The sequence below is a fragment of the Komagataeibacter xylinus genome, from assembly GCF_009834365.1.
In the GTDB taxonomy this organism is placed as follows: Bacteria; Pseudomonadota; Alphaproteobacteria; order Acetobacterales; family Acetobacteraceae; genus Komagataeibacter; species Komagataeibacter xylinus_D.
The window spans coordinates 198,283-222,032 of the sequence record NZ_CP041348.1 but is presented as its reverse complement, the minus strand read 5'-3'; the positions used below and the strand labels follow the sequence as shown (position 1 = coordinate 222,032).

Annotated in this window: 21 protein-coding genes; 10 read left to right on the top strand and 11 right to left on the bottom strand. The window is 58.8% G+C overall.

Features of this window, described 5'->3' with window-relative positions:
* Window positions 1–8: 8 nt before the first annotated feature.
* From FMA36_RS01125 to FMA36_RS01105, 5 genes are all read right to left on the bottom strand, one after another.
* Window positions 9–692, bottom strand: a complete 684-nt coding sequence (locus FMA36_RS01125) for a YoaK family protein (RefSeq protein ID WP_003618716.1) — start codon at window positions 690–692, stop codon at window positions 9–11.
* Entirely contained in the window at window positions 692–1,954 is a 1,263-nt protein-coding gene (locus tag FMA36_RS01120) for a cation:proton antiporter (protein WP_159260229.1), read from the bottom strand. Before FMA36_RS01120 ends, FMA36_RS01125 begins: the two co-directional genes overlap by 1 nt.
* 130 nt (window positions 1,955–2,084) lie before the next feature.
* On the bottom strand, window positions 2,085–2,378 hold the full coding sequence (locus FMA36_RS01115) for a type II toxin-antitoxin system RelE family toxin (protein ID WP_003618711.1): 294 nt from the start codon (window positions 2,376–2,378) through the stop codon (window positions 2,085–2,087).
* Window positions 2,375–2,635 (bottom strand): type II toxin-antitoxin system RelB/DinJ family antitoxin, encoded by a 261-nt coding sequence (locus FMA36_RS01110; protein ID WP_003618686.1) that lies wholly within the window; start codon window positions 2,633–2,635, stop codon window positions 2,375–2,377. The genes FMA36_RS01115 and FMA36_RS01110 overlap by 4 nt, the downstream gene beginning before the upstream one ends.
* A 270-nt stretch (window positions 2,636–2,905) precedes the next feature.
* Complete coding sequence (locus FMA36_RS01105; protein ID WP_040510582.1) at window positions 2,906–3,805, bottom strand: LysR family transcriptional regulator; 900 nt, start codon at window positions 3,803–3,805, stop codon at window positions 2,906–2,908.
* 225 nt (window positions 3,806–4,030) lie between these two features.
* Here FMA36_RS01105 and metF point away from each other — a divergent pair, with 225 nt between their 5' ends.
* From metF to FMA36_RS01090, 3 genes are all read left to right on the top strand, one after another.
* Window positions 4,031–5,089, top strand: a complete 1,059-nt coding sequence (gene metF / locus FMA36_RS01100; protein ID WP_040510584.1) for a methylenetetrahydrofolate reductase [NAD(P)H] — start codon at window positions 4,031–4,033, stop codon at window positions 5,087–5,089.
* Window positions 5,090–5,093: 4 nt separating this feature from the next.
* On the top strand, window positions 5,094–5,663 hold the full coding sequence (locus tag FMA36_RS01095) for an epoxyqueuosine reductase QueH (protein ID WP_231106186.1): 570 nt from the start codon (window positions 5,094–5,096) through the stop codon (window positions 5,661–5,663).
* A gap of 196 nt (window positions 5,664–5,859) precedes the next feature.
* A complete protein-coding gene (locus FMA36_RS01090; RefSeq protein WP_003618825.1) occupies window positions 5,860–6,153 on the top strand; it encodes a hypothetical protein in 294 nt (97 codons plus the stop codon).
* Between the two features lie 158 nt (window positions 6,154–6,311).
* On the opposite strand, the gene FMA36_RS01085 is transcribed toward FMA36_RS01090, so the two are convergent.
* Window positions 6,312–7,340, bottom strand: a complete 1,029-nt coding sequence (locus tag FMA36_RS01085) for a methionine synthase (RefSeq protein WP_003618826.1) — start codon at window positions 7,338–7,340, stop codon at window positions 6,312–6,314.
* Between the two features lie 27 nt (window positions 7,341–7,367).
* Entirely contained in the window at window positions 7,368–8,351 is a 984-nt protein-coding gene (locus FMA36_RS01080) for a DUF1852 domain-containing protein (protein ID WP_003618828.1), read from the bottom strand.
* 485 nt (window positions 8,352–8,836) lie between these two features.
* Here FMA36_RS01080 and qatA point away from each other — a divergent pair, with 485 nt between their 5' ends.
* From qatA to FMA36_RS01055, 5 genes are all read left to right on the top strand, one after another.
* The gene (gene qatA, locus FMA36_RS01075) at window positions 8,837–10,801 is read left to right on the top strand and encodes a Qat anti-phage system ATPase QatA (RefSeq protein WP_003618831.1); all 1,965 of its coding nucleotides are present in this window, start codon (window positions 8,837–8,839) and stop codon (window positions 10,799–10,801) included.
* Window positions 10,801–11,676: a Qat anti-phage system associated protein QatB gene (qatB, locus tag FMA36_RS01070; protein WP_003618833.1), complete on the top strand. Its 876-nt coding sequence runs from the start codon at window positions 10,801–10,803 to the stop codon at window positions 11,674–11,676. The genes qatA and qatB overlap by 1 nt, the downstream gene beginning before the upstream one ends.
* The gene (qatC, locus tag FMA36_RS01065; protein WP_003618835.1) at window positions 11,673–13,019 is read left to right on the top strand and encodes a Qat anti-phage system QueC-like protein QatC; all 1,347 of its coding nucleotides are present in this window, start codon (window positions 11,673–11,675) and stop codon (window positions 13,017–13,019) included. Before qatB ends, qatC begins: the two co-directional genes overlap by 4 nt.
* Before the next feature lie 9 nt (window positions 13,020–13,028).
* Complete coding sequence (gene qatD, locus FMA36_RS01060) at window positions 13,029–13,769, top strand: Qat anti-phage system TatD family nuclease QatD (RefSeq protein WP_003618836.1); 741 nt, start codon at window positions 13,029–13,031, stop codon at window positions 13,767–13,769.
* Between the two features lie 168 nt (window positions 13,770–13,937).
* Window positions 13,938–14,897: an IS481 family transposase gene (locus FMA36_RS01055; protein ID WP_159260227.1), complete on the top strand. Its 960-nt coding sequence runs from the start codon at window positions 13,938–13,940 to the stop codon at window positions 14,895–14,897.
* 423 nt (window positions 14,898–15,320) lie between these two features.
* Here the strand turns inward: FMA36_RS01055 and FMA36_RS01050 are convergent, their stop codons facing one another.
* Window positions 15,321–15,980, bottom strand: a complete 660-nt coding sequence (locus tag FMA36_RS01050) for a TetR/AcrR family transcriptional regulator (RefSeq protein ID WP_040510588.1) — start codon at window positions 15,978–15,980, stop codon at window positions 15,321–15,323.
* 108 nt (window positions 15,981–16,088) lie between these two features.
* Here FMA36_RS01050 and FMA36_RS01045 point away from each other — a divergent pair, with 108 nt between their 5' ends.
* Both FMA36_RS01045 and FMA36_RS01040 read left to right on the top strand, forming a co-directional pair.
* Complete coding sequence (locus tag FMA36_RS01045; protein WP_003618841.1) at window positions 16,089–16,655, top strand: hydrolase; 567 nt, start codon at window positions 16,089–16,091, stop codon at window positions 16,653–16,655.
* A gap of 48 nt (window positions 16,656–16,703) precedes the next feature.
* Entirely contained in the window at window positions 16,704–18,128 is a 1,425-nt protein-coding gene (locus FMA36_RS01040; RefSeq protein WP_040510590.1) for a DHA2 family efflux MFS transporter permease subunit, read from the top strand.
* A 116-nt stretch (window positions 18,129–18,244) separates the two neighbouring features.
* Here FMA36_RS01040 and FMA36_RS01035 read toward each other — a convergent pair whose 3' ends face one another.
* The 3 genes from FMA36_RS01035 to FMA36_RS01025 are packed head-to-tail and all read right to left on the bottom strand — an operon-like array spanning window position 18,245 to window position 23,635.
* Window positions 18,245–21,421, bottom strand: a complete 3,177-nt coding sequence (locus FMA36_RS01035; RefSeq protein ID WP_003618845.1) for an error-prone DNA polymerase — start codon at window positions 21,419–21,421, stop codon at window positions 18,245–18,247.
* A complete protein-coding gene (locus FMA36_RS01030; protein WP_276612594.1) occupies window positions 21,418–22,956 on the bottom strand; it encodes a Y-family DNA polymerase in 1,539 nt (512 codons plus the stop codon). The genes FMA36_RS01035 and FMA36_RS01030 overlap by 4 nt, the downstream gene beginning before the upstream one ends.
* Window positions 22,856–23,635 (bottom strand): ImuA family protein, encoded by a 780-nt coding sequence (locus FMA36_RS01025; protein WP_159260225.1) that lies wholly within the window; start codon window positions 23,633–23,635, stop codon window positions 22,856–22,858. The genes FMA36_RS01030 and FMA36_RS01025 overlap by 101 nt, the downstream gene beginning before the upstream one ends.
* Between the last annotated feature and the right edge of the window lie 115 nt (window positions 23,636–23,750).

Sequence of the window (23,750 nt, the reverse complement as noted above, 5' to 3'; positions counted from 1 at the left end):
CAGGGTGTTCAATTATCGTCCTGCCCGGAACGCTCCGTTTTCCAGATATCCCGGTATAGAAAGACAAGGAAAGGGACGGGCCAGAGGAACGGAAAACTACCGTGCAGGGCCAGCCCCGTAGCGGCGGCCATCACGCCTGCCAGAAAAGCCCCCCACGAAAGTAGCGGCAGAAAAATGCTTCCTGCGATAGGGCGAATGTTCCTGTCCGGCGCAATCCATGACGCCATCCATTCCGCAATTCCCGATGCGGCTTTTAACAGGTTTGTCGTCACGACGATCGTGGGCATGGGCGTGCCGGAGAATTTCGCGATCGTTTCGCCCTGCACGGCCAGAAGTGCCGGAAGCACGAGAAATTCTCCCCAGTAACGCAGGGACGATCCCTGAACCGCCTGCGCCAGAACCATGAAGATCGTCATGACCATGACCCCGCAAGCTGGCGACCATAACAGCCGCATCAGGCTGGCCAGAATAGCGGCAAGAAAAAATACGCCCAGCACACCCATCAGAAGCAGGCCGTGCTGCCAGTTCCCACTGATAAACGAGGCGCCCATATGCGTGGTATTGCCGGTCATCGCGCCGGCAAAGACACCGCTCAGATCGACGAAACTCAGGGCATCCACATAGCCTGCGACAAGCCCGAGAATGAGAACCCGCCGGGCGGAAATCGAGACGGGAAGAAGGGAAGACGGCATTACTGCGGCCGGGAGACGATTGACGGATAGAGCCTGCGGGCGACCCGCTCCATGGTCAGCCCCTGCACGATGATGGTGAACACCACGACACCGTAACAGACAGGCAGCAGCAGATCACGCAGGTCTCCGTGCGGCAGGCCAAGCGCCAGAGAAACCGAGATGCCGCCACGCAGGCCGCCCCATGTCAGGATGCCGAGGACACGGCCCCGCTCCCACTGCCGGAGATGAACCGGCAGGGTGGAGAACAGCACACTCAATGCCCGCACGGCAATGGACAGCGGGATCACGGCAAGCGTCGCCAGAACCGTGAACAGATGCGGCGTGATCTCCAGTATTTCAAAGCCGATGAGCATGAACAGCAGGACGTTCAGCACTTCGTCAATCAGCGTCCATGCAATGTCGAGTTCCTTGCGCGATACTTCATCGAAAATGGAATGGCTGTAGCTGGTTCCGAAGCAGAGACCGGCCACGACGACGGCAATCGCACCGGACATCCCCAACTGATTGGCGATGCTGAAGGTTCCGGTCGCCAGAGCCAGCGAGGTCAGCAGATCAATATGCGGGTCACGCTGTCCCTTGAGCACACGAAGAGCAATCCACCCGGTTATCGCTCCAAGAAGACCACCACCGAGCGCTTCGCGGCAGAAGCTCATGGCAATCTCAGAAGCGCCCACCCCTTGACTGTCTCCAGTCGCCAGCCCGATCGTCACACCGAAAATGACGACGCCCACGCCGTCATTGAACAGGCTCTCGCCCGCAAAGACGGCCTGTAGCGGTCCTGGCAGTCCCAGACGTTTCAGCATTCCCACGACCGAAACCGGGTCTGTCGGAGCGAGGATAGCGCCGAGCACGATGCACCATGTAAAGGGAACGGCATGGCCCAGCAGCGGGAAAACACACCACGCCGCGACCGCCAGAAACGCCACGGCCAGAACGGTTCCCAGAATGGAGAGAGCGGTCACAGACATCAGCTTTGCTCGCAGATGCCCGACATCCACCTGCATGGCTCCCACAAAAAGCAGCAGCGACAGGGCACCGTTCAGAAGTGCCGCAGGCAGATTGATCGCGCCGAGTACAGACCGTGGGAGAGCCTGAAGGTCATAGGCCGGGATCAGAGGGTTCAGGATCATGACCAGAAGCGAGGTCAGCAATGAGAAGACCAGAACGCCGATCGTGACAGGAACACGCAACGTATGGTGGTTGAGAATGCTGAAGCCTGCCGAGAGCGTCAGGAGTAGAGCAAGAAGGCTGATGGTATCCATGACCTCACCGCTGACTGCTCAGGCTCCTTACGTCAAGAAAAACCGAAAATAGTCCGCTATTCGAGAAGCTTAACCGGGCATTGAATGACAAAAATGAGGCGGGAGCTGACTTTCTACCAAGAAAGTAAATTCACTCTGTTCGCTTCGAAGCCAGTTCATAAATCTCATTATCGGCTCTCCGGCCAACGGCAATTACATAGATGACGATCCGTTCGTCGATGACCTGATAAACAAGGCGGTAACCATCTTTCAGAAGCTTGATCTTATAAAACCCTGATAGGTCGCGATGCAGTTCGTTTCCTGGAGAGTGAGGGTTCCAGATCAGCTTTTCCAGCTTCTTTTCAAATTTCTTACGCACGCTGCCGTCAAGAGCATCCCACTCTCTGAGCGCTCTGTCGTCGAATTCAAGACAATACTCTTTCATTCGCGATGACGGTTCTTAAGCTCTGCAAAAGTCATACGATGCTTTTGGGCAGGGTTTTTTAGGCGTTCGCGCACAATCTCGATAAGCTCCGCATCCTCGTCTGTGACAAGCCTCCGCTTGACGGGAGAGCGACCCGTTTCAGCAATATACGCGAGCGTATCGCGCAGTGCGTCAGAAAGTGAAATGCCTTGAGCCGACAACTTCTTAACTGCGGCTGCCTTCAGCGTTTCATCTACCCGGAATGTAACAGCAGACATACAAAGCCTCCTTGCGTGTATGCACATATGTATCACAGTTGTTGGTACAAATGAAGCGAAAGATGGTCGATGCTGATGTCTGCATTCGAGAAACCTGATCGGTTGCGGAAACGGCAGAAAAGAGGCGTAAGCAGCAGGTCCGCTTCTATATCACTGAGCGGACTGACCGTTCAGGGGGAATACGGAAGGTCCGGTATCGAAAGGAAAACAGAGAAACCGGACATTGTAAAAAAACAAGTAGGTTCTATATGTGGATTTCGAAGGCAATACTTAAGTGTCTGAATCAGGTGAAGCGGCGAATTCGATAAAATCTTGCAGGTATCGAATCTCTTCATCAGTTTCGCGGCAACCAAGAAATATCTGTTTTGCAATGCCTTTCTTGCCAAGCTTCACAGGATAAAGATCAAAGCGGGAAGCGTACTCTTCCACAAGCCAGCGAGGAAGTGCTGCAACGCCCCGTCCATGTGCCACCATCACCAGCATGATATCAGTGGTTTCAATTTGTTTCTGATGCCGCGGACCAATACCAGCAGGCTGCAGAAACTGTGTATAGATATCCAACCGCTCGGATGGAACGGGATAGGTGATCAATGTTTCGCCCGCAAGTTGCTCCGGCAAGACAAACTTCTCATTCCGCAGAGGATGTCCAGGGCCAACGGCCAGAACAAGTTCATAATCGAATACCGGCGTGAATTTCAGGCCAGGTTTGTAAAGCGGATCAGGCGTGACCACGATATCGATTTCATTGCTGAACAACGCACCAATACCGCCAAACTGGAACTTCTGCCGCACATCCACATCAACTTTGGGCCACCTCTCCAAATAAGGGGAGACCACCTTCAGAAGCCACTGATAGCAGGGATGACACTCCATGCCGATGCGGAGTGTGCCACGCCCGCCATTTGCGAACTGCTCAAGGCGGCTTTCCGCGAGCTCAAATTGAGGAAGCAGACGGTTCGCCAGAGAAAGCAGCCATTCGCCTGCCTGGTTGAGCACAAGGGAACGTCCCTCACGGCGCCATATCTTGACGCCAAGCTGCTGTTCAATCTTGCGGATGGCATGGCTGAGCGCCGGCTGGGTCAGGTTCAGACGCATTCCTGCGGCCGTCAATGAGCCTTCTCGCGCGACTTCCCGAATAATTGTCAGATGACTGCGCTCCAGAACACTCATGACTTACCTCTCGAATGCACGAAATTCATATAATTATAAAAACATATCATTTCAGTTCACTTACATAAACTTTTATCGTGATGGTTTACAGGATTCTTTCGGATAGCTTTCTATGATCCCGACCGATAATCGTGGCCTCTTGTGCTCTGAATCTGAATACAAATTCGATCGCCAGCATGAGACATGCAGGGAACGAGCCGGAGATTGTGTTTCCCTGCAACTGACATGACAGACAGATTGAACGGATTGGTCTCGGAGGAACGGATCGGCAACCTGCTGTCGTGCAGCTGCGACATGCCGCCACCTGCGCTTTCCTTTGAATTCGTCCCGCCAAGAACAGAACCTATGGAGCAGCGGTTATGGCAATGCATCCGGCGCCTTGCACCGCTCTCGCCGTGCTTCGCGTCCGTGACCTATGGTGCGGGCGGAAGCACTCAGGCCAGCACTTATGCGACGGTGTTGCGCCTCAGACGTGAGACTGACCTCGTACCGGCTGCCCATCTGACATGTGTCGGTGCGACACGGGAAGAAGTCGACGCTATCGCCCGCAGCTATTGGGAAGCAGGGATCAGGCACATCGTGGCACTGCGCGGCGATCCACCAGCGGGAACAGCGGACTACACTCCGCATCCGGGTGGTTATGCCTATGCCCGCGATCTCGTCGCGGGGTTACGTCGTATCGCCGATTTTGACATCTCCGTCGCTGCCTACCCGGAAACGCATCCGGCAGCCCTTAGCCCTGAAGCCGATCTCGACAATCTCAAAAGTAAGCTTGATGCGGGGGCCACACGCGCCATCACGCAATATTTCTTTGACGCTTCGACCTGCCTGCGCTTCCTTGACCGGTGTCAGTCCGCTGGTATCAACGCGCCCATCATTCCGGGCATCATGCCGGTCTCGAATTACGAGCAGGTGGCACGCTTCTCGGCGCTTTGTGGGGTCGCGGTGCCAGCCTGGCTCAGGCGTCTGTTTGAAGACACCGACGAAAACCCGGAACTCCGGCGCATCGTCGCCAGTATTGTGGCGGTGGAGCAGATCCGAACCTTGCAGGCCAACGGTATCAACGAATTTCATATCTCCACGTTGAATCGTGCGGACCCGACTTATGCAATCGCCCATATCCTCGGACTGCAGGAGATCGGCCGTTCCATATTGGATCATGTGGCAGACTATCCGGAACAGGAAGAGACAAGTGATGAACGAGAAGCCGAGACAAATTCTGACACCGCCGGGCGGACAGAGGAAGGTGCTTCTCCATTCATGCTGCGCACCATGTTCGGGTGAGGTGATGGAGGCGATGACGGCATCGGGCATCGACTACACGATCTTCTTCTACAACCCGAACATCCACCCCGAGCGGGAGTATCTCCTCCGCAAGGACGAAAACATCCGGTTTGCCGAAAAACATGATGTTCCTTTTATCGACGCTGATTACGACAAGGATAACTGGTTCGCCCGGGCGAAAGGCATGGAATGGGAGCCGGAACGTGGCGTACGATGCACCATGTGCTTCGACATGCGCTTCGAGCGGACCGCACTCTACGCCCATGAGCATGATTTCCCGGTCATGACGAGTTCGCTCGGTATTTCACGATGGAAGAACATGGCGCAGATCAACGAGTGCGGGCAACGCGCCGTATCTCCCTATGACGGGCTGTCCTACTGGGATTTCAACTGGCGCAAAGGGGGAGGCTCCGCCCGGATGATCGAGATCAGCAAGCAGGAGCGCTTCTACCAGCAGGAATATTGCGGTTGCGCCTATTCGCTGCGGGATACCAACGCCCATCGTCGCAGCCAGGGCCGCCCGGCGATCGAACTTGGCAAGCTGTATTATGGAACGAACGATGACGCCTCATAACACGCCGCAGGACGACGAGGCGTTTTCCGACACTACGACGATTGTGCCGAGGCTGAACCACCAGGCTCGTCATCGGGCCGGTCCATCTCTGGCCTGCGACGATCCTGATGACGAAAGCCCGTTCGGATGCCCGTGTTGCGTGGTGCCCTGGTTTCGTTGAGCCGGATGAAATGCGGCTCAGGCTTTGACGCGCACCATGCCACAGACCCTTGCCGCAGACATCATGCGCTATCTTCAAATGCCTGATCGCCCGGTGCTGTCCAAAGGAGAACAGATATCCCGTTTTGTCGATTTCCTCTCGGAAACTCACAAAATCGTCGGCTGTCGACGGGGAGAGTGCCGCAAGCGTTTGCGCCGGTTCAGCCATGTGCTCGGCGCTTCCCGCCCCATGGCCGATACGGCAAGAGATGTCGAACGGCTGATCATAACGATGCAAGACATCGGCACACGCCCCCTCACCCCTGCCAGGCTTCAGGACGCTTTTCGCTGACGTTTTACAGTGCGGACGATGTTGCAAGACTGTTGATCTCCCCCGAAACCCTGACGTCATGGAGAAGCTGAATCGTATCCTGCTTGCCCAAGGGAGAGCGTATCGACATGGTCGTCTCTACTTCTCTCCCTCTTTTGGAATCCACCTACGGCAGTCTGTCAGGTCGAGAGTTCTTTACGAACGATTTCCGCACCTGCCCCCAGAGCATTGAGCTTGCCTCGTGCCACGTCACGCGGCAAAGGCGCCATGCCGCAGTTCGTGCAGGGATAAAGCTTGTCGGCATCGACAAACTGAAGCGCTTTTCGCAAGATATCAGCGACTTTTTCGGGTGTCTCAATGGTTTTTGTGGCAACGTCAATGGCGCCGACCATCACTTTTTTCCCGCGAATGAGTTCGATCAGATCCATCGGAACACGGGAATTCTGACATTCCAGAGAGACAAGATCGATATTGGATTTTTGAATCTTGGGAAAGATTTCCTCATACTGACGCCACTCTTCCCCCAGCGCGTTTTTCCAGTCGATATTGGCTTTGATACCATAGCCATAGCAGATATGGACGGCGGTTTCGCATTTAAGGCCTTCAATGGCCTTTTCCAATGTGGCGATGCCCCAGTCATTCACCTCATCGAAGAACACATTGAAGGCAGGCTCATCAAACTGGATGATATCGACGCCAGCCGCTTCCAGCTCTCTCGCTTCCTGATTGAGGATCCTGGCAAATTCCCACGCCAGCTTTTCGCGGCTTTTGTAGTGGCCGTCATAGAGCGTGTCGATCATGGTCATCGGGCCGGGGAGAGCCCATTTGATCGGTTTCTTCGTCAGTGCGCGTAAAAACTTCGCATCCTCGACAAAGACAGGCTTCTCGCGTGCCACAGCACCGACAACTGATGGCACACTGGCATCGTAACGGTTGCGAATTTTAACCGTCTGACGGTTCTCAAAGTCGACGCCGCTGAGATGCTCGATAAATGTTGTGACGAAATGCTGACGCGTCTGTTCGCCATCGCTGACGATATCAATACCGGCCCGGTCCTGATCGTCCAACGTCAGGCGCAACGCATCCTGTTTACCTTCGATCAGTTCCTCGCCGTGCAATTTCCAGGGAGACCAGAGGGTCTCCGGTTTGGCGAGCCAGGACGGCTTGGGCAGGCTGCCGGCTGTGGAGGTCGGGAGTAGCGTTTTCATAAGAATTGATCCTGCATTTCTGATTGATCAGGCGGCGTAGCTGGCAGACCACTGCTCAAGAACATCGTAGTAAGGTTCGCTGAAATTCTCTTCCGTATACTTCCCCTGTGCCGTTGCCAGCTGAGTGCGTTCCTCCCGGTCATAGATAATGAGGGTATTTGAATAATCCTGGTGCTTCAGACTGGGCTTGTAACAATCGGCTGCCGAGGCATTGGCGTTGTAGATTTCAGGGCGGTAAACCTTCTGAAAGGACTCCATCGTGCTGATGGTGCTGATAAGTTCAAGCGTGGAGTAATCAGACAGCAGATCACCGAAAAAATAGAACGCCAGCGGAGCTGCACTGTTGGAGGGCATGAAATAGCGAACCTTCATCCCCATTTTTGCAAAATATTCGTCCGTGAGTGAGAATTCACGCTGCTGGTATTCAACACCCAGAATAGGGTGCTGATTTTCTGTCCGATGATAGGTCCGGTTGGTAGAAACACTGAGGCATATCAAAGGACGTTTTTTGAAGTTCTTTTTATATGCGGCGGAATTTATAACACTTTTAAAGAGATTGCCATGCAGATCTCCGTAATTGTGAGGAACGCTGAATTCTGTCTTGTCTTTATTATATTTCGGCAGCAGCACGCTGAAATCATAATCTCTCACATATGAGGAAAAGCTGTTCCCTGCGAGACCTTCTATACGCCTATTTTCCTTTTTATCGACAATCGTTGTGTACAATACTTCAATCAGAGGAAAACTGTCATTTTTTCCAGCAAAAGCGAGATCCATCTCTACAGAGACAATTTCCAGTTCAATGGAATAACGGTCTCTCGTGGGGTTATCCCAATGCGCCAGTTCATTGAAACGATTGTCAATCATTCTGATGACATTACGTAGATTTTCCTGACGGCTTTCCCCTCTCGCCAGATTGGCAAAATTGGTCGTGAGACGCGTCCGGTCAGATGGATGATAGGTCTCATCGAAGCGAAGTCGATGAATACTGAATGTTGAATCCTGAATCATTGTGGTTCTACTTCTCTTTTCCCGAAAAAACCAGAACCAGACCAAACGGTAGACAGGAAGTCTCTCGTTTTGGTTTCTGACGTTCACAGGCTGCAATCGTTATCGTGATCGCTTTATGCCCGAATAAAACCGTGAACAAAAATGATTTTAATTCATAAAAATATAGATATCATTCATAGTTTATTATCGGAATAAGCCTGCTGTTCAGGCGCCTACAATTAGGACTTTTTCCGCCCAAAGTGGCGATAGAGATATGCAATAGTCATGTCGGCTTTTGGGCAACTCTCCCAACTGCCTGGCATGTCCGGGATGAGGGCGGAAGCGGCCTTTTGCCTTCGGTGCATGTCCTTCGCACGGCCAATTTTCATCAGGCAGTTGCCTGGTTCCTCTTGGCTTTAATACCGACACCCCTTGATCTAGTCATCGCAAGATGCAGGATAGCTTTCGGAGACGGCTGGCCCAAACCGTCTCTCTCGGGGGAATAAATGCTGCTTGCGGACAACGAGACCACTTTCGATCTGCTGAACAACGATGCGATCGCCAAGACTATTGTCGGCCTCATTACCGAAGATCCCGAGCGCGCCGTCACCGTTGGTGTCCACGGTGACTGGGGAGCGGGCAAATCAAGCGTGCTGGAGATGATCGAAGCGTCGTTCGCCGATCATGATGAGACGCTGTGCATTAAGTTCAACGCATGGCGGTTCCAGGGATTAGAGGATGCGAAGATCGCGCTGATTGAAGGCGTGGTCACGCAGCTGATCGAGAAGAGGTCGCTGACGACGAAGGCAGCCGATGCCGTCAAGGATGTCGTCAAGCGCATTGACTGGCTCAAGGTAGCGCGGATGGGCGGTGGGCTCGCGTTCACCGCGATGTCGGGTTTGCCCAGTCCCGATCATGTCGGCGCGGTCGTCGGCATGGTGAAAGGCTTCTTCGCGGACCCGGCCAAGTATGCCGACAAGGAGCAGATAAACAAGGTCATAGAAGGTGCCGAAGGGTTATTGAAGGAGAAGGAAAGTCGGCGGGTCCCGCAGGAAGTCGAGGAATTCCGTAAGGCATTCGATGAACTGCTAAATCGCGCTGGACTGAAGCAGTTGGTCGTCCTGATCGACGATCTCGACCGCTGCCTGCCCGAGCCGGCGATCGAGACGCTTGAAGCGATGCGCTTGTTCGTGATGATGGACCGCACCGCCTTCGTCATCGCGGCGGACGAGGCGATGATCGAATATTCGGTGCGTAAGCACTTCCCCGACTTACCGGATACCACCGGTCCGCGTGATTATGCGCGCAATTATCTCGAGAAGCTCATCCAGATCCCGTTTCGCATCCCGGCGCTCGGCGGGGTTGAGACGCATATCTATGTGACCTTGCTCCTCGTGGGCGCACGGCTCGGTGACGAAGACGCGCAATTCAAGGCGTTGGTGGCGGTGGCGCGCGAGGCGCTGAAGCGCCCATGGGATCCGACGGGGTTCGATGGTGCCGCGGTCCAAGCTGCGCTCGGTGCGCGCGCGAAGGATGTTGCGGACGATCTCGTGCTGACCGAACAGATCGTGCCGCTGCTGGCTAGTGGGACGTCCGGCAATCCGCGGCAGATCAAGCGATTCCTCAACAGCTTGCTGCTCCGCGAGCGGACGGCGGACGCGCGAGGCTTCGGGGCTGCGGTCAAATTGCCGGTGCTGGCCAAGCTCATGCTAGCGGAACGGTTCATCCCCACGTTGTTCGACGAGATCGGCCTCGCGTCGGCGAACGATCCCGATGGTCGTTGCAAAGACCTCGCTGTCCTCGAGGAAGGTTCCAAACCCGAAACGGCTCGGGCCCCTGCACCACTTGTGGCAGGCGGGGAAGGGAAGAAAGTCGTGCCCCCCAAGGCTGTCGCCGCCCCCGAGCCTGCGACGGTCGAAAATCCGGTCCTGACACAATGGCAGGCGTCGGACGTCATCAAGGCGTGGGCGAAGCTTCAGCCGCCCTTGAGCAATGTTGATTTGCGTCCGTATCTGTTCGTCACCAAGGACCGGAAGGACTATCTCGCAGCAGCCTCCGCCCTCGGCCCGCTGGCGGCGGTCGTCGAACGGCTGATGGGCCGTCGCATGGCCGTCTCGGGAATGGATGCGGAACTGCGGGCGCTCGCAAAGCCCGAAGCCTCGCTCGTCTTCGATTATGTGCGTCGGCGAATCCTAGGTGCGGGTGATTTCTCGCGGCCACCCGCCGGCATCGACGGCGCGACGATCCTCGTGCGTACGCAACCGCACCTTCAGTCGGCTCTCTTGGACATGCTCGGAACGCTGCCCGCCTCAAGCGGTCCCTGGATCGTCGCGGGTTGGTCGGAGGTGATCACCGAAGACGCCGAAAGACGGCGCTTCCAGACTCTGCTGGAGCGATGGAGCAAGGCTACCGACAATCCGGCGCTGGCCGCGAGCGCGACCGCCGCTCTGCGGACGAGGGCGAAGGGCTGATGGGCACGTCCTCGACCTTCGACGGCCCCAATAACGATCGCCCGCTGGTGCCCACCTTCGTCGACGACAGCGACCGGGACGGTGGGGCCGGTGATGACGCAGGCGATGGGCAGGATGGTGCCGATGGCAACAGCGGTGATGGCGAACCTGCGCCCGCCGCGCCGCCACTCCCGCCACCGGGTGCAGCAGGTCGCTTCACGGCCCCGCGCGCCAATTTCACGACGTTTGCGCGTTCTGGCGGCACCGATCGGCGCAGTCTGGGCCGGGCGGTATCAGGTTATGTGCGCTCGTCCATGGGGAGCCCGCGCCGCGCAGCGCAGCGGATGGGCACCGCTCGCGCGTCCGGCGGCAACGTGGTCCGGATGCTGCAATCGGTGCAGGCCAACGGGATCGCAGAGACCTTGCGGGAGCTTAATCTCACCGCGCTCGCCGGACGTCCTATCGAGGAAGTGTTCGCGGGGCTGGCGGACTATGTCTGTCCGGAAGATGGGTCGATAGATCAAGGCATCGCGCGCAACGCTTTCATAGAGACGATCGCCGACCTAGCCGAAGCCGGCATCACTGACATCGATGGTTTGACCTCCGAGCAGATGACAACGGTCTTTGAGCTTTATGTGGCGCACACGATCGAAGCCCGCATCTGCAATGACATCGGGACCAAGGCGGTGGCCTTGCCCGCGAACCCGGCGGCAGCCCAGAAGGTCGAGGATATGCTGCACGATTTCATCCAGCGCGGCGTAACCGACGCAGTGGCGCGTTCCGGTAGTAACATCCAGACGCTTTCACCCGACCAGATCAACGGTTTCGTGACATCGGTCTACGAGGATGCCTTCCAGATCCTCCAAGCGATGGGCGATGCGGAGGCGGCACGATGAAGCGTCATCTCCTCGTCGGCAAATTGGGACCCACGGACGACCCTACTGTCTTGACGCGGATCGACGAAGTCCGATCCGACGTCCAGCTCCTGAACGCAGGCGGGATGGCCTATGGGGTACAGACGGCGCTCAATGAGCTGCGCAAGTTCGATCTGGTCCCCAATGAGATCGGCATCGACCTGCTGGCGCTTGGCGCCCTCGTCTACGCGGCGGATACGCGGATCGCTCGCGCGACCGAAGCCCAGGACGGCTGGACCCGCGAGATACGCATCTCGTTGCCAGTCAGTGACGTCGCCGCGTGGGAAAGGGCACGACCGGTGATCGACCGCGCATTAGGCTTCCTGAGCGGCGACCGATGGGAGATTGAGTTCCGCACCCGGCCAGTGGGCAAGGGAAGGCTCGGTGGCGACGCGCCGCTGCTCAATACGGATCTCGGGGGTGTGAACCTCTTCTCGGGCGGCCTCGATAGCTTGATCGGCGCCATCGATAGCCTCGCGGCCGATGAGCGGCCCCTGCTGGTGAGCCATGCTGGCGAAGGTGCGGGGAGCAAAGCGCAGTATCTTTGCCACGCGGCGCTCAAGGCGAAATTCCCGCAGCGTCGTTTCGAATGGGTGAGGCTGCCGATGGTCTTCGCGCATGACTTGGCAGAAGGCGTCGGATCGGAGACGTCGACTAGGGCGCGATCGTTTCTGTTCTTCGCCTTCGGTGTTGCGGCCGGAACGGCGCTGCGTCGGCCATTCGACCTCAAAGTGCCCGAAAATGGCCTTATCGCGCTTAACGTACCGCTCGATCCGCTACGTCTCGGGGCACTTAGTACCCGAACGACACACCCATTCTATATGGCGCGCTGGCGCGAGATCATCGCCGCGCTCGGCATCGATGGGTCACTGTCAAACCCTTATTGGGCGATGACCAAGGGCGAGATGGTCGACGCTTGCGCGGACAAGCCGTTCCTCATGACGATCGCCGACAAATCGATCTCCTGTTCGTCCCCCGCGAAACTGCGGTGGGCGGGCTATGCTCAAGGACATTGCGGATACTGCGTTCCGTGCCTCATCCGGCGGGCATCGATGCCGGACGGCGATCCGACGAGGTACTTCCTCGAGGACCTGCGCCAGCGCCCGCTGAACAGCGCGGAAGCAGAAGGCGTACAGGTCCGCTCGTTTCAGTTGGCGATCGCGCGGCTCCGCGACCGACCCGACCTGGCGAAGATCCTCATCCATAAACCCGGCCCCCTCTACGACCATGATCTGGATGACCAAGGCCGCATGGCAGGGGTCTACGCGCGTGGTCTGGAGGAAGTCGGGCGATTGCTGGATGGCGTTCGCACGCGTCCGAGGTAGAGGGCGGGGATGAGCAATCTCGTAGATTTCCATTGTCACCTCGACCTGTATCCAGATTTCGAGCGCGCGGTCGAGCGTTGCGAACGCGCAGGCGTCTTCACCCTCACGGTGACGACGACGCCTAAGGCGTGGCGGCGGAACGCGGAAGTGACGGGAGCGACGAAATATGTGCGCGCGGGCCTCGGCCTCCATCCTCAGCTTGTGGGCGAAAGGGCAGCCGAGATAGGCTTATGGGAGAGGTTGCTGCCCGAGACGCGCTATGTCGGCGAAGTCGGCCTCGATGCGGGACCTCGGTACTATAGCTCGTTCGACGTGCAAAAGAAGGTCTTCGCCCACGTACTGGAAGCTTGTGCCGAAGCCGGTAACAAGATCCTGTCGGTCCATAGCGTACGGTCGGCGAAGATCGTCCTCGATATGGTCGAGGCTCACATGCCGTCCGATCGCGGGAAGGTGGTGCTACACTGGTTCACGGGCTCGGCAGCGGAAGCACGCCGTGCGGCCGATCTCGGGTGCTATTTCTCGATCAACGAACAGATGCTCGCCAAGGAAGGTAAAACGGCATTTCTGCGATCCCTGCCGCGTGAATGTCTCCTGACCGAAACGGACGGTCCGTTTACTAAGGTAGGGGATCGTGCGGCTGAGCCTACAGATGCGGGGCGGGCACTCGCTCCACTGGCCGCTTTGCTAGGATTGGACGAAACCGAGACTAAGGCCCTGATCTACGCCAATCTCAGGAAGCTTCTCTTCTGACGATCTGCTCGCTTCGCCCTCTGGCGGTGGTGAAGACACGGTTAACGGCACCATATCCCGGCTTGCGCTGGAACCTGTCTGTTGCAAATCCATCCGTCTCGGCTAGCCTAGATGTTTAGTCCCGGGGTTTGATGGTGTGATATTTTCACGCGAGTGGAAGGAAGCATTATGGGACAGATACGTCATGGGAGCGCCACGACCACGCACGCCGTGCGAGCAGCAATACAGCGATCGCAGGCTTCGCTCGCGGCGCTGAGCGAGGAGTTCGGGATCAACCCGAAAACGGTGGCGAAATGGCGGAAGCGTCAGACTGTCGAGGATCAGAAGACAGGTCCCAAAGCGCCGCGCTCAACGGTTCTGTCCGAGACTGACGAAGCGATGATCGTGGCCTTCCGTCGGCATAGCTTACTGCCGCTGGATGATTGCCTTTATGCATTGCAGGCCACCATTCCACATCTGACACGCTCGGCCCTGCATCGCTGTCTTCAGCGTCACGGGATTTCACGCCTGCCTGATGTCGAAGGAGACAAGCCAAAACGGCAGCACTTCAAGCGCTATCCGATCGGGTTCTTTCACCTCGATATTGCCGAAGTCCAGACTGCCGAAGGAAAGCTTTACCTTTTCGTCGGTATAGATCGCACAAGCAAGTTTGCGGTAACGCAGCTTGTGGACAAAGCCAACAGACGGACAGCCTGGGAATTTCTCGAATATCTTCTGCGCATCGTCCCTTATCAGGTTCATACTATCCTGACGGACAACGGCATCCAGTTCGCCGAACAGCCCCGCAACCGGGGCTCGGCATGGTCACGTTCCATGCGTTTCGACATGATCTGCGAGGCTAACGGGATCGAGCATCGCCTGACAAAACCCAATCACCCCTGGACCAATGGTCAGGTCGAGCGAATGAACCGGACGATCAAGGAAGCAACGGTCAAACGCTTCCATTACGACAGCCATGAGCAGTTGAGGACGCACCTCAATGACTTCATCGCCGCGTATAATTTCGGGCGAAGGCTCAAGACACTCAAAGGCCTCACACCCTATGAATACATCTGCAAAATATGGACTTCAGAACCAGATCGATTCATCATCAACCCAATCCATCAAATCCCGGGACTAAACACGTAGGGTGCAGATCGCTAACCTGAAACTGAACGTTCGTCCCGCTGATCCAACGTCAACAGACCATCGGCAGATTATGGCATAAACAGCCGTTAGGTAACGGCACCATGGATGGCGACTCAGTCCCAAAAGGGGGCTTTAGAGGGCTATGGCGTAGACGTAGTTCTCATCTGGTTCCGGCCCGCCTAGTGAGATTCGAGCCTCGACTGGGTAGAATGCATGCGCAAATCCGCTATCCGCCTTTGCCGGCAGAGCGTCGGATGGATTCATGTCGGCTTTCGGGAAACTCTCCCAACCGCCTGTATGACCGGGATGTAGGCGGAAGCCGCCGCTGCGCATCTCGCACTTCGCAAGTGCGGCCGATCTCTCGCGCCGTCAGTCGAAGGACGCATCACACCGGGAAAGTGTGGCTTCGTCTCCGGTTCGCATTTAGCGTGTCTTTCCATCCGTTGCGCTGTCTGCACCGCGCCGGAACGGCGCCAGCCTGTCGGAAAGATAAAGTCGGTTCATCCGCCGCAACTCATCGGGCGCGCCCGACGTCGTGGGCGCGTCGTTCGCGAGCATGCCGCGCAAGACTTTCATGGTGTTCAGAACGACCGCCGCGATGTCTTTCGCCAGCGCCTCATCCAGTCCCGGCGCACACACGCGCAGCGCCGCCGCAATTCCGGCCACGGCATGACCTCGCGCGCGGTCGCGGATCTCCATCTTGTCAGTCCGCGCCTCCATCAGGGCGGACAGCGATTTCACACGCGGATGAAGCGTGACAAGCAGTTCGATCAGGATATCCGCCAACGCTTCCGGCGAAAGCGTGGCCGCACGTTTGGCAAGTGCTGCGTATTCGTCTTCCAGAATGGCGATATGCCGCTGCACCAGAGCGTCCGCCACAGCCTCCTTGTTCGGAAAGAAGCGATAGAGCGAGCCGATCTTCGCCCCGGCGCGCGCGGCGATCTCCGCCATGGTCGTCGCCTCGTAACCGCGTTCCGCCATAAGGTCGGACGCAGCCGCGAGCAGTTCCTCGACGCGCTGGCGTCCGGCCGAGCGTAGCGGCTGAAGAGATGTCCGTTTTGCTCTTGACGTATTTGAGTCCATCCTCAAATAATGCTCCTGTTTGAGTATCTGCTCAACTTCTAGCGGTTCCGTGTGGTCTGGACAACGCTTCGGGACGGTCGCGCGAACGTCAACAGGGAAGCTCACGCCATGATTTCACTTCCGCCCACCCGGACGGCCCTCGTCCTGATCGATCTCCAGAAGGGAATCACGGGACTGCCTTTGGCCCCGATACCGGGGGCCACGATCGTCGAACGATCGAAAGAACTCGCGGCGCGTTTCCGGGCCGCCGGTGCTCCCGTCATTCTGGTGAATGTCGCGTTCGCGCCCGATTTCGCGGACGCGGTGCATGCGGTCGTCGATCGCTCCTTTTCGCCGCCCGGAGGCTTTGCTCCCGACTGGACCGAACTGGTTGACGGGCTCGCCGGACCGAATGATCTGCGTATCACGAAACGGCAATGGGGTGCCTTCTACGGCACGGATCTCGACCTTCAGTTGCGGCGGCGCGGCATCACCACCATCGTCCTGGGCGGAATCGCGACCAATCTGGGCGTGGAGTCCACCGCCAGGGGGGCTCATGAGCATGGATACAACGTCGTGCTCGCCGAGGATGTTATGTCCACATTCACCGAAGAGATGCAGCGCTTTGCCTGCGAGGAGATTTTTCCTCGTCTTGGCCGCGTGACGACCAGCGAGGCGATTGCCTTGGATGCGTGAGCGAATGGCGGACATCTGCGCGTCTCGCGGTTCCCGGCGAGATCATTCATGAACGCCGGAACGTCGTTGCCAGCCCAAGGCTCGGATCAACTGCCTCCCGGAACCTGGAAAATCGTGAGCGTCGCGGCGATCGGGTCTTTCATGGCGCAACTGGACGCCACGATCGTCAACGTGTCGCTCCCCGATCTCGTTAGGACCCTGCACGCGCCGTTTTCAAGCGTTCAATGGGTGGTCAGCGGTTATCTGCTGGCGCTCGCCCTGACGTTGCCGCTGAACGGATGGCTCGTAAGCCGCCTCGGGGGGCGAGCGGTCTATTTATGGTGCTTCGGTGCTTTCACGCTGACATCAGGCTTCTGCGCGCTGGCATGGTCGGCACCGTCCCTGATCGCGTTCCGCCTGCTGCAAGGCATGGCTGGCGGCCTGCTTGCTCCCATGGCGCAGATGACGGTCGCCCGTGTGGCGGGCCGACAGATGCCGAGGGTTGCGAGTGCGATGACGGCACCCGTTCTGCTCGCGCCGCTTCTCGGACCCGTTGTCGCGGGAGCCATCCTCTCCGTCGCGTCGTGGCGCTGGATCTTTCTTCTCAATGTGCCGGTCGGGCTGGCGGCCTTTGTCCTCGCCGTCCTGTTTCTCCCGGACGACAGAGAGGGCGCGCGTGCCCGTCCGCTCGATCTGACAGGGCTCGGGCTGCTCGGGCCTGCCCTGGTGTTGTTTCTCTACGGCATGGATCACATCGCCCGACCTTACGGGCAGGCGACCCTGAGCGCATCCCTTGTGCTGTTCGTCCTGTATATCCGATCCGCGCGACGCAAGGGCGACGATGCGCTGATCGACCTGCGCCTGTTGCGTGCGCCCGCCTTTTCGGTGTCGGCGATCATCATGTTTCTGACGAACGGGGTGTCGTTCGCTGGTCAGATGCTTCTACCCGTATGGCTGATCCACGCCTGCGGTGTCTCGCCCGAGCGGACGGGCCTGCTCATGGCGCCGCTGGGCCTGGGAATGATGTGCGTCTATCCGCTCATTGGTCGTCTGAGTGACCGGTTTGACGCGCGCGATCTGACCGGTTGCGGCGCGCTGCTTTCGCTGGTTGGAACACTGATTCTGGCTGTGCTCGCCTATAACGGTCTGAATGCCGCCCTGCTCAGCGTCGCCCTGCTTCTGCGCGGTGGTGGCGGAGGAGCCGTGGGCATTCCGGCGATGAGCGCGGGGTATGCGTCGATCGCTCGGGACGATATTCCCATGGCAACGACTGCGCTGAACATCATGCAAAGGATCGGGGGGCCGACGTTGACCACGGTGTGCGCCACATTCCTTGGATGGCGGCTCGCGACAACCGGTCCGTCTCATATCCCATCAGAGGCTTTTGCCGAAGCATTTGGAGTGCTCGCGTTATTTCATGGCGTTCTGCTACTCACGACGCGCTTCATCAACCACTCAGAAAACAACCGCGAAACTCGACAACCTTCGACGTGACTGTACTTTGAGCGGTCACCAAAAAAAACAAATCAGGCAAGCTCTGCTGAATTTTTCTGCTTTGAGGGCGAAAGACGACATCGTTGACCAGCAGAATTATCACGTAAGCGCAGGGGCTAGTGGAAGTTTCTTGATTTCACCGTGATCCGTTCAGATCTGGCTTCCTGTTGTGCCCTGCCGACCTCATGCAGGGACCGGTTCCCGACATCGGCCAGCAATCCAGACAGGTTGGTGATCTCCTTCGCCACCAGATGCACGACCTCACCTTCCTTTTGCAGCATGCCCATTACCGCCAGCATCTGCCCGCCCAGTACCACGCGCCGGTTCGCATCGAACATGTCTGGCCAGATGATGACGTTCATATTGGCCGTTTCGTCCTCCAGCGTCATGAACACCACGCCTTCGGCGGAGCCCGGTCGCTGCCGGACCAGCACCAGCCCTGCCACGGTGAGACGCTTCCCATCCTTCGCTGCCAGTGCCTGCCGACAGGACATGATGTCCCTTTCCTGAAGATCCTCACGCAGAAAAGTCAACGGATGATCCCGAAGGGTCAGGCCAAGTCGGTTGTAATCCCGCACCACCTCGGCCCCATCGCGCATGGGCTGGAGCAATACATCCGGTTCTTCAGCTTCCCGCGTGATCTGGGCTGCCGCGAACAGCGGCAACGGTTCATCGCGCAGGACCCTGATCGCCCAGAGCGCCTCGCGCCTGGCCAGCCCAAGCGAGGGCCGGAACGCATCGGCCTCGGCCAGATGGGTCAGGGCTGCCGCCTTCACACCCGCCCGACGCCACAGATCATCAATGGATGTAAAGGGACGGGAGTCTCGTGCGGCAACAATCCGGGCCGCATCATCATTGGCCAGTCCCTTCACCAGGCTCATGCCCAGTCGCACGGCGAACATCCCGTTGGGGCTTTCCGGTCCTTCCAGCGTGCTGTCCCAGCGCGAGGCATTGACGCAAACGGGCCGGATTTCCACGCCATGTTCCCGCGCATCGCGGACAAGTTGCGCCGGGGCATAGAACCCCATAGGCTGGGAATTCAGAAGCGAGGCCAGAAACACGTCCGGATGGGTGCATTTCATCCACGATGACGAATAGGCCAGAATGGCGAAACTGGCCGCATGGCTCTCAGGAAATCCGTAAGACCCGAAGCCCTCCAGTTGCAGGTAGATCCGTTCAGCGAATTCCTCATCATACCCGTTGGCGCGCATGCCATTGATCAGGCGTGTCTGAAACTGAGAGACGGTACCAGTGTTCTTGAACGTCGCCATGGCCCGCCGCAACTGATCGGCCTCGGCGGCTGTAAACCCGGCGCAGATCATGGCGACCTGCATCGCCTGTTCCTGAAACAGCGGGATGCCAAGCGTCTTTTTCAGAACCTTTTCCAGTTCCGGGGTGGGATAGTCTTCCGGCTCGATCCCTTCGCGCCTTCGGAGATAGGGGTGGACCATGTCTCCCTGTATGGGACCAGGTCGAACAATCGCGACCTCGATGACGAGATCGTAAAACACACGCGGTTTGAGCCGTGGCAGCATGGACATCTGTGCCCGGCTCTCGATCTGGAACACGCCGATAGTGTCCGCCTTGCGGATCATGGCGTAGGTGCGGGGATCTTCGGCAGGGAGGGTCTGGAGGGTGAAATGCTGGCCCTTGTGCTCCGCCAGCAGATCCAGCCCCTTTTTCATGCAGGTCAGCATGCCAAGCGCCAGGATATCGACCTTCATGAATTTCAGGACGTCGATATCATCCTTGTCCCACTCGATAATCTGGCGGGCCTCCATCGAAGCGGGTTCGATCGGCACCAGTTCATCCAGCCGGTCATGCGTCAGCACAAAGCCGCCGGGATGTTGCGACAGATGGCGGGGCGTCCCGATCAGGCACCGCGCGAGATCCAGAGTCAGGCGGATGCGCCGATCGGACAGATCAATACCGCTGTCAGTCAGGGCGTCATCGTCCAGCGTGCGGCCCCAACCATGAATCTGGCCCGAGAGTGTGCGGATCAGGTCTTCCGGTAGCCCCATGACCTTCCCGACATCGCGCAAGGCTCCCTTGGCGCGATAGCGGATGACCACGGCCGTCAGTGCTGCCCGATCACGTCCGTAATGCTCATAGACCCACTGGATGACCTGTTCACGTCGCGCATGCTCGAAATCGACATCGATGTCCGGCGGCTCGCCCCGCTCTTCGGAGACGAAGCGCTCGAACAGCAGGGAGTTGCGCGCGGGATCAATGGCCGTGATGCCGAGCACGTAACAGACGGCAGAATTGGCCGCCGATCCACGTCCCTGACAGAGAATGTCCTGGCTGCGGGCATAGCGGACGATGCTGTTCACCGTCAGGAAATACGGTGCGTAGGCCATGCGCCCGATCAGGCCGAGTTCATGGTTCAGGCTTTTGCGAACCTCGTCCGGGATACCTTCAGGATAGGTGCGGGCTGCGGCCTCCCATGTCAGCGCTTCCAATGCCTGCTGGGGCGTCTGGCCGGGAACGGACACTTCATCGGGATACTGGTAGGCCAGATCATCCAGAGAGAAGTGACAGCGCTCGACGATCTGCACGGTGCGAGCCACCGCTTCCGGATAACGGCTGAACAGCCGGGCCATTTCCTGCGGGGGTTTGAGATAGCGGTCCGCATGACGTTCGCGGACGAACCCGGCCTCGTCGATGGTCGTGTTATGCCGGATGCAGGTGACGACGTCCTGCAGGATGCGCCGGTCATGGGTATGGAACAGCACGTCATTGGTTACAACGGTTGGCACATGCGCCTGCTGCGCCAGGTTGGCCAGTTCGTAGAGCCGCATCTGGTCATTGGGACGGCGCAGCAGGGTCAGCGCCATATAGGCCCGGTCGGCAAAGGCGTCTTTCAGTTTGCGCAGATGCAAAGCGCAGGCATCGTCTGCCGTGTCAGGGACCATGACGATGATCAGGCCCTCGCCCCAGGCGACCAGATCCTCCCAGAGCAGATGGCATTTCCCTTTGCCGGCTCGTGCCTTGCCTATGGTGAGCAGCCGGCACAGGCGACCGTAGGCCGCGCGGTCGGTCGGATAGACCAGCACTGCTGGGAAATCGGCCAGGTCGATGCGACAGCCGACAACCAGCCGGACACCGGTAGCCTTCGCGGCTCCGTATGCCTGCACCATTCCGGCCAGAGAGTTGCGGTCACAGATGCTCAGTGCCTCGATGCCAAGGGCCTTTGCCTGCTCGAATAACTCAATGGGCGACGAGGCTCCACGCAGGAACGAGAAATAGGTTGTGACCTGCAGTTCGGCATAGCACGGTACCGGGGTGTTCATCCGAAAATCCCGTGCAGAAACCAGCCCTGCGAGCCGGTCTCGCCGTGCTCACCATCACCCGCCCGGTAAAGCCAGAACCGCTCGCCGCTCGTATCCTCCACCCGGAAATAGTCCCGGGCGATGGTCAGTTCCGCGTCGTTCTTCCACCATTCGCCAAACACGCGCTCCGGCCCGTCAGCGCATTTCACCTTCCGTCGTACACCCCGCCAGATGAAGAACAGCGGCGGCTGGTCCGGGAGTTCCGCCATGGCCTGCACCGGTTCCGGTCGTGCCAGCAGCCGGGTAGGGCGAGGCCAGTGCTCGGGCCACTCCTTCGTCTCCTCGGGGGCAAGCGCGGGCACGCGGCAGAAGGAGCGTTCGGGCAAATCGCTTTCTACTGGCGCGAAGCGATACAGCGCCTGCATGCCGACACGGTTGGCCAGTGTGTCGACCAGATCGGACACATCGGCCTCTTCCTCGGCGATCAGGGAGGAGACGGTCTGCCGCCGGTCCATCGGTTCGGCCAGTGAGGCGATCAGCACCATGCGCTCGATGCCGAACCCCGGATCGATGGTCTCGATCTTCTCGCACAGCAGCCGCGTCAGGCGCTTCACGTCGCGCACCGGCATGGCGGTCGCCACGCGGATCGCTTCGGTGCGACTGTCCACGCGATGCAGCAGCAGGTCGAGACGCCGCACCCCTTGTCCGCGTTCGTCCAGTCCCTGGCAGAGCAGCGGCGCCAGCTTGCCGATGTATTTGGCTATGGTTTCGACCGCTCCGATCGGCTCGGCGAAATTGCGGCTGACCTCCACCGGATCGACAGGGCGGACTGGCACGATGGCCTCCCCGATGCGTCCAAAGGCCTGATCCAGCCTACGGGTCACCTCGGGACCGAACCGCAGCGCAAGCGGCGCACGAGGCATGGCGGCCAGGGGGCCAATGCGCGACACACCCAGAGTGGCCAGTCCGTCGACAATCGTGTCCGGCAGGCGGAGTGCTTCAACGGGGAGATCAGCCAGTGCGGAAGCTGTCTCGCCTGAGGGCACAACGGCAATCGGTGCCCGGCCATAACGGGCAATGGCGTGCGCGGCACCCCACGTCTCCGCCACCACGGCCTTTGCCCGAAACCCGGCGCCCGTCATGCGATGAACCATGTCCTTGAGCATGGGAAGCTCGCCACCGTGCAGGTGATCTGCCCCGGTCGTGTCCAGAACCAGCCCATCCGGCGCATCGACGGCCACGATGGGCGCAATACGGTGCTGGAACCACAGCGCCAGCTTTTCCAGTCCCAGACGGTCGCCATCAGGATCGGCATCCATCAGCACCAGATCGGGATAGAGTGCTTGAGCCCTGGCGACCGGTGTGCCGGGGCGCAGCCCCAGCTTGCGGGCGGCCAGATCAACAGACAGCACAACCCGCCGCCGTCCTTCTCGCCCGGCCAGCGCCAGCGGCACCTCAGGCGCTGGCGCGTCTTTGCCCAGCCGCTTCCTGATCCGATCCGTCGGCCAGAGCGGCAGGTAAAGAGAGACGACCCGGTGCCAGTCTCCCTTTGCCATCACAGGCCTCCACTTCAAAATCGGCACATTCGCCCGCACGGGCGCGGATCAGTTCCAGCAACCAGCGCGGTCTTCCCACACCGGGAACCGGCAACGACACGGACGGCAGGACGGAGACCCGCCAGCGGGTCACACTGGCGGTCGGCTGGCCGAAATCCGCCGCGTCGGTCTGCCGCCGCCAGCGGCGGATCGCGATGCCAAGCGAACCAGACGTTTCGGCCGCCAGTTGCAGGCGGCGTGAGGCCGTCATGGACAGACGCGCCACCTCGGCCACAACGGCCCCGAGGCCGCCATGTCGCAGCCCTTCCTCGAAACAGGCCAGCACATCGACGTCCGAACAGGCTTCGACAAAGATCGTTCGCCGTGCCGACAGCCCCACCTGTTTCAGGGAGGGAGCGAATACGTCCTGACGGGTGACAATCCAGAGCACCTTGCCGGGCGTGCGGGCTGCAATTCCGGCGCAGAACTGACCGGCGGCCGCACTGTGAAGGGCGTCGTTGCCTCCGCCTGCCACTTCATGCAGCGCGCCCAGAGCCAGCCCGCCACCGGGCAGGCGGCTGTCGATCTCGCACACACCAAAGGGCAGCACCGTGCGGCGTCGGTCGCTGTGCCCTTCGAGACGGTTGATCGCCGCCTGCAGCGTCTCCAGACCGGGTTTTTTATGGGTTTCAGCAGTCATGTCACGGCTCGACGTTCCTTGTGCAGGCAAATTTCCTGATTATATGTTCCTGATTTGTTCCAATTATGCTACGCAAGTCAATGCAAATTCGCCCCGTATCCGGCATGCTGGTGTC